Below are 6,109 nucleotides of genomic sequence, written 5' to 3'. Positions count from 1 at the left end.
CGGCCAGCAGGCTCAGCCAGGCCAGCACGCCGAGCCCCCACCAGGCGCCGGCCAGCCAGGGATCGGGGCCGATCCGGTCACGAAATCCCTGTGAATGTCCTTGCATGAACACCGTTCCCCACAGCCATCGTGGACGGGGATGTTATCCTTGGAAATTCATAGCAGTCTCTCATTTCACTGCCGGCAATGGCAGCCAACCCCACGGGTAACCGAGATGTCCGATGCGATCCGCCAGCAGTGGCAGGCAGCGACCCAGCCGCCCCGCGACGCCATGCCCCCCGACGGGACAGCCCTTGTCGCCGGGCTGGTCGACCGGGAGGTCATCGTGGTCTCGGGCTCCGAGGCCCGCGCCTTCCTGCAGGCCATCCTGACGCAGGACATCGCGTCGCTTGCCGACGACGCGGCCACCTTCGCCGCCCTGTGCAACGCCAAGGGCCGGACGCTGGGCCTGTTCCGCGTGGTGGCCCATGACGATCGCTTCTTCCTGGTCACACGCGCCGATATCGCCCCGGCACTGCAGAAGCGACTGCAGATGTACGTGCTCCGCCGGGACGTGCAGATCGAGCGGCTCGGGGACTGGGTCGCACTGGGCGTGATCCTGCCGGACGGCCTGTCGGGAACCCTGGCCGCCCCGGCGGTGACCGGGATGCTCGAGCGCCTGGCCGGTCCACAGGGCGAGGACGCCCCCCGCTGGCCCGCCGGCGTCGACACCGACGGCCTCCTGTACGTCCGCGAGGAGGTGGGGGACACGCGGCGCATCGCGATCCACGGACCGATCGATCGCCTGCAGGCCCTGGTCGAGTCCGTGCCGGCCGAATCCCGCGTGGCGACCGGCGCCTGGGACCGGGCGGAGATCGAGGACCGCATCCCGCTGGTGGACAGCGACACGGTCGAGCATTTCGTGCCGCAGTGGATCAACCTCGACGAGCTCGGCGCCTTCAGCCTGAAGAAGGGTTGCTATCCGGGCCAGGAGGTCATCGCCCGCCTGTACTACCTGGGCAAGCCCAACCGCCGCCTGTTCGTCGGCCATGCCCTGGCCCTGGACCCGCCGGCTCCCGGAACGCCGGTCGAGACCACCGCCGGCAGCACTGCCGGCGAGGTCGTCCGCAGTGCGCCGCTGCCCGATGCCAGCGGGTCGATCATCCTGGCCGTGATCAAGCTCAAGCACCTGCACGACTCGCTGAGCATCGATGGCCTGGCACTAAGCATCGACCAGCACGGCGCGCCCGGCGCCGAAATGGCGCAGGCCGGCACGCCGCACTGACGGGGACTCCGCCCCGGCCGTGATATTCCCATTCAACCAAGACCCCTGTATTCAGCCATGACCGAATCCCAGACACCCGAGAACACCCAGCCGGCCAACGACGACCTGGTCGTCGGCAGCCGCCGTTTCCGCTCGCGCCTGCTGACGGGGACCGGCAAGTTCAAGGACATGACCGAGACCCGTGAGGCCACCGACGCCGCCGGCAGCGAGATCGTCACCGTCGCCATCCGCCGCAGCAACATCGGCCAGAACCCGGACGAGCCCAACCTGCTCGACGTGCTGCCGCCCGAGCGCTTCACCATCCTGCCCAACACCGCCGGCTGCTACACCGCAACCGAGGCGGTACGCACCTGCCGGCTGGCCCGCGAGCTGCTCGACGGCCACAACCTGGTCAAGCTCGAGGTGCTCGGCGACGAGAAGACCCTCTACCCGGACGTCACCAACACCCTGCTCGCCGCCGAGACGCTGGTCGAGGACGGCTTCGAGGTGATGGTCTACACCTCCGACGACCCGATCATCGCCAAGCGGCTCGAGGAGATCGGCTGCGTGGCGGTCATGCCGCTGGCCGCGCCGATCGGCTCGGGTCTGGGCATCCAGAACAAGTACAACCTGATGACCATCATCGAGAACGCCGAGGTGCCGATCATCGTCGACGCCGGCGTCGGCACGGCCTCGGATGCCGCCGTAGCGATGGAACTGGGCTGCGACGGCGTGCTGATGAACACCGCCATCGCCCACGCCAGGAACCCGGTGCTGATGGCCTCGGCCATGAAAAAGGCCATCGAGGCCGGCCGCGAGGCGTTCCTCGCCGGGCGCATGCCGAGAAAGCGCTTTGCGAGCGCCTCGTCGCCCGTCGACGGCCTGTTCTTCTGATCCCATGAGCGAACCGACGGAAAAGAGCGACGGCATCCGCCGGCGCATCCGCTCGTTCATCCGCCGCGAGGGCCGGCTCACCCCGGGCCAGCAGCGCGCACTGAACGAACTGGGCCCGAAGTACCTGATCGAGCCGGAAGGCCCGCCCATCGACCCGGTCGAGCTGTTCGGCCGGGCCGCGCCGCTGACCCTCGAGATCGGCTTCGGCAACGGCGACAGCCTGGTCGAGATGGCGGCGCGCGATCCCGACTCCGACTTCATCGGCATCGAGGTGCACCGCCCGGGCGTGGGCCACCTCCTCAACGGCATCGAGCACTTCGGCCTGACCAATCTCAAGGCCGTCTGCGGCGATGCCGTGCCGTTCGTCGAGCAGCGCATCGCCGAGGAAAGCCTCGACCGGCTGCTGTTGTACTTCCCGGACCCCTGGCACAAGAAGCGCCATCACAAGCGCCGCATCGTGCAGACCCCGTTCGCCGATCTCGTCGCCAGTCGTCTCAAGCCCGGCGGCCTCTGGCACCTGGCGACCGACTGGGCCGAGTACGCCGAGCACATGCGCGGTGTCCTCGACCCCCACCCGGCCTTCGTCGCGGAGCACGAGGGCAGCGGCGAGAACGCCCGGCCCGACTGGCGCCCGCGCACCAAGTTCGAACGCCGCGGCGAGGAACGGGGCCACCAGGTATTCGACCTGCTCTATCGACGGCGCTGATCGCGACGTCCGCCCTTCCATCCGGGCACCGAAAGCCGGCTCATGCACCGGCATGTCGGGCCAGCCCCCGGTAGCCAGCAAACTTGTTCCCGGCCGGCTAAACCCCTATTATCGTGGGCTTTCGTTTGCCGGGAGAGTCGAGCCGCCGCACGTTCGCCGCCCTCCTCCCCGGCCTGCCGACCGAATTGCACCGCTTTTCCACGTTTCGTTTTTACTGCTTTCCAACAGGAGGGACCATGTCCAAGAAGCATCCCGTCGTCGCGGTGACCGGCTCGTCCGGCGCCGGTACCTCGACCGTCAAGACCGCCTTCAACCACATCTTCCGCCGCGAGAACATCTCGCCGGTCGTGATCGAGGGCGACAGCTTCCACAGCCTCAACCGCAAGGACATGCGCGAGCGCATGGCCGCCGAGTCCGAGAAGGGCAACAACTTCTTCTCGCACTTCGGCCCGGAGGCCAACCACTTCGACAAGCTGGCCGACCTGTTCAAGAGCTACGGCGAGTCGGGCTCCGGCAAGAAGCGCTACTACCTGCACAGCGACGAGGAAGCCGCCGAGCACAACGCCCGGCTGAACACCAACCTCGGCCCGGGCGAGTTCACCCCCTGGGAGGACATCCCGGCCGGCTCCGACCTGCTGTTCTACGAAGGCCTGCACGGGCTGGTGAAGACCGATGAGGTCGACGTCGCCCAGCACGTCGACCTCGGCGTGGGTGTCGTGCCGATCGTCAACCTCGAGTGGATCCAGAAGATCTTCCGCGACAATGCCGAGCGCGGCTACTCCGCCGAGAAGATCGTCGACACCATCCTGCGCCGCATGCCGGACTACGTGAACTACATCACCCCGCAGTTCTCGCAGACCGACGTCAACTTCCAGCGCGTGCCGACCGTCGACACCTCCAACCCGTTCATCGCCCGCGACATCCCGACCCCGGACGAGAGCGTGGTCGTGATCCGCTTCCGCGATCCGGAAGAGTTCGGCGTGGACTTCCCGTACCTGCTGCAGATGATCCCGCACTCGTTCATGTCCCGCTACAACACGATCGTGGTGCCGGGCGGCAAGATGAGCTACGCGATGGACCTGATCCTGACCCCGCGTATCCATCGCCTGATCGAGGAGCGCGGCCAGTAAGGTCCGCACCGGGGAGCCCCGCTCCCCCAACCCGACAAAGGGAACCGCAAAATGCCCCCGTTCGGCTCGGCCGACGGGGGCGTTTCGTTTTCCGGCTCCCCCCGTCAATCCGGCCCGCCTCACACCGGGTTGCCGGGGCGCTGGTCGAAATAGCGGTAGGTGTTGCGCCCGGACGCCTTGGCGTTGTACATGGCCGCATCGGCGTGGTTGATCAGGGCGTCGGCATCGAGGGCATGATCCGGGTAGACCGCGATCCCGATCGAGGCGCCGACCTCGACCGCCTCGCCGTCCAGCACGAACGGACGAGTCAGGGCCTCGATCACCTTCTCGGCCACCTGGCCGGCGTAGCGCGGTGCGGGCAGCCCCTCGAGCAGGATGAGGAACTCGTCGCCACCGAGGCGGCCGACCGTGTCCTCGAACCGCAGGAGTCCTTCGAGGCGCCCGGCCGCTTCCCGGAGCAGGTGATCGCCCACGGCATGCCCCAGCCGGTCGTTGACCTCCTTGAAATAGTCGAGATCGAGGAACAGCAGCGCCAGGGCCGAGCCATCGCGACCGGCCCGGGCCACCGCCCGGTCGATCCGGTAGCGCAGGGAGGCCCGGTTGGGCAGTTCGGTCAGGGCGTCGTGGTGGGCCTGGTAGCGGATACGTTGCTCGGCCGCCTTGGTCTCGGTGATGTCGTTGAAGATGTGGATGAAGTAATCGACCTTGCCATGCTCGTCGACCACCTCGCTGATCGTCTGCAGGGCCGTGAGCAGTTCGCCGCGCTTGTTGCGATACACCATCTCGCCCTGCCAGGCGTGCTTTCGACTCAGCTGCCGGCAGACGGACTCGAGTTCGGCGGCCTGCTCGTCATCGAGCTGGAACAGCTCGGAGAGCGGGCGCCCGAGGACCTCGTCGGCCGAGAAGCCGGTAATGCGAGTGAACGCCGGGTTCACGCGCAACAGGCGGTGATGCGGCGAGGTGATCATGATCGCCTCGCCCGTCCCCTCGAACACGCTGGCCGCCAGGCGCAGCTCGCCCGCGGATCGCTCCAGCGCCTCGGCCTGGCTGGAGAGCCGCTTAAGCACCGGCCTGAGGGCCCGACCGGAAAGTAAGGCCACGAGGGGCAGCAGGAGCAGCACCACCAGCAGCGGCAGGGCGAGTCGCTCGACCACCGGCTGGTAGAAGCTCCAGAACGGCGCCTCGACCAGCAGCAGGCAGCGCCCCCCGCCCACCGGGGTGTAGAACAGCACCTGCGACTGGCCGTCGTGTTCGGGCCAGACCACGCCCGCCCGGTCCGGATCGATCCGCCCCAGGTCGCTGGCAATGGTGCTCTCCGCGTCACCCATCACCAGCCCGTCACCCGCGTCGTTGACGCGCACCAGCCGTCGCTCGCGGAAATCGAAGAGGTACCCTCGCGACAGGGCGTCCTGCCCCCGGGTATCGGCCAGCAGGTCGACCAGGCTGTCGACCTCGAAGAACAGCACGTCGGTGCCCAGGCGTTCGCCCTCTTCACCCAGGATGGGGGCCGCCGCGCGCCAGACGATGCGCCCGTCGAAGGGCACCAGCCGGCTTTCGACCCCGGTCATCCCGTCGAGGGCGGAATGGTCGGGCACATCGGCGGTCTCGCCGGCATCCACGACGACCTCGCCGAACGGCCCCAGTCGCTTCAGGCCGACCAGGGCCCGGGAACTGCCCAGGGCATCACCCAGACGGGGCTCGGTGAATTCGACCAGCTCCTCGAAAGACCGCTCGCCCGCCGCGTAGTCGATCAGCCGATTGCGGATCTCCGTGCGGCTGGTGACCTGTCGGGCAATCCCCTCGTAGCGCTGGACCAGGTTATCCAGCGCCACGGCCTGGGCCTGGATGCCCATCAGGGTGCTGCGCTCGAGCCCGTCACGGGCGGACTGGTAGATGGCCACGGCCGTCACCAGCGCCACCAGCACACCGCTGACGAGGACGCCGAGCACCGCGAGCGCCATGGCCTTGCGACGGATCTGGCGGATGGAAAAGCGCTCGGGCATGGGCCGGGGCTCCGGTCGGAATCCGCTCGCGGGATGACGGGCGGCACGGCAGGACGCGAGCATGGTGTCGCGCACTCGAAATGATCATGTGATTATTCCAGAAAGCCGTCGCCGGAGCCACTTGTCGGGCGGC

Annotated in this window: 5 protein-coding genes; 4 read left to right on the top strand and 1 reads right to left on the bottom strand. The window is 68.1% G+C overall.

Going from position 1 to position 6,109, the window contains the following annotated elements:
• The first annotated feature begins 214 nt into the window (after positions 1–214).
• The 4 genes from ACLFMY_RS07995 (at position 215) to ACLFMY_RS07980 (ending at position 3,973) form a co-directional block, all read left to right on the top strand.
• The gene (locus ACLFMY_RS07995) at positions 215–1,264 is read left to right on the top strand and encodes a YgfZ/GcvT domain-containing protein (RefSeq protein WP_410764133.1); all 1,050 of its coding nucleotides are present in this window, start codon (positions 215–217) and stop codon (positions 1,262–1,264) included.
• A 57-nt stretch (positions 1,265–1,321) separates the two neighbouring features.
• A complete protein-coding gene (locus ACLFMY_RS07990; RefSeq protein WP_410764132.1) occupies positions 1,322–2,137 on the top strand; it encodes a thiazole synthase in 816 nt (271 codons plus the stop codon).
• Between the two features lie 4 nt (positions 2,138–2,141).
• Positions 2,142–2,843 (top strand): tRNA (guanosine(46)-N7)-methyltransferase TrmB, encoded by a 702-nt coding sequence (trmB, locus tag ACLFMY_RS07985; protein WP_410764130.1) that lies wholly within the window; start codon positions 2,142–2,144, stop codon positions 2,841–2,843.
• Between the two features lie 236 nt (positions 2,844–3,079).
• Positions 3,080–3,973 (top strand): phosphoribulokinase, encoded by an 894-nt coding sequence (locus ACLFMY_RS07980; RefSeq protein ID WP_410764128.1) that lies wholly within the window; start codon positions 3,080–3,082, stop codon positions 3,971–3,973.
• A gap of 119 nt (positions 3,974–4,092) precedes the next feature.
• Here ACLFMY_RS07980 and ACLFMY_RS07975 read toward each other — a convergent pair whose 3' ends face one another.
• Positions 4,093–5,976, bottom strand: coding sequence for a diguanylate cyclase domain-containing protein (locus tag ACLFMY_RS07975; RefSeq protein ID WP_410764126.1), 1,884 nt, complete (start codon positions 5,974–5,976; stop codon positions 4,093–4,095).
• Positions 5,977–6,109 lie beyond the last annotated feature (133 nt).

It is taken from the genome of Guyparkeria sp. (genome assembly GCF_046545975.1).
In the GTDB taxonomy this organism is placed as follows: domain Bacteria; phylum Pseudomonadota; class Gammaproteobacteria; order Halothiobacillales; family Halothiobacillaceae; genus Guyparkeria.
The sequence above is the reverse complement of the archived record's forward strand: the minus strand, read 5'-3'. Positions and strand labels throughout refer to the sequence as shown.

Bases quoted from the DNA above. Each gene is read 5' to 3' on its own strand.
- ACLFMY_RS07980 (WP_410764128.1), top strand. From the start codon at position 3,080: ATGTCCAAGAAGCATCCCGTCGTCGCGGTGACCGGCTCGTCCGGCGCC.
- ACLFMY_RS07995 (WP_410764133.1), top strand. From the start codon at position 215: ATGTCCGATGCGATCCGCCAGCAGTGGCAGGCAGCGACCCAGCCGCCC.
- trmB (WP_410764130.1), top strand. From the start codon at position 2,142: ATGAGCGAACCGACGGAAAAGAGCGACGGCATCCGCCGGCGCATCCGC.
- ACLFMY_RS07975 (WP_410764126.1), bottom strand. From the start codon at position 5,976: ATGCCCGAGCGCTTTTCCATCCGCCAGATCCGTCGCAAGGCCATGGCG.
- ACLFMY_RS07990 (WP_410764132.1), top strand. From the start codon at position 1,322: ATGACCGAATCCCAGACACCCGAGAACACCCAGCCGGCCAACGACGAC.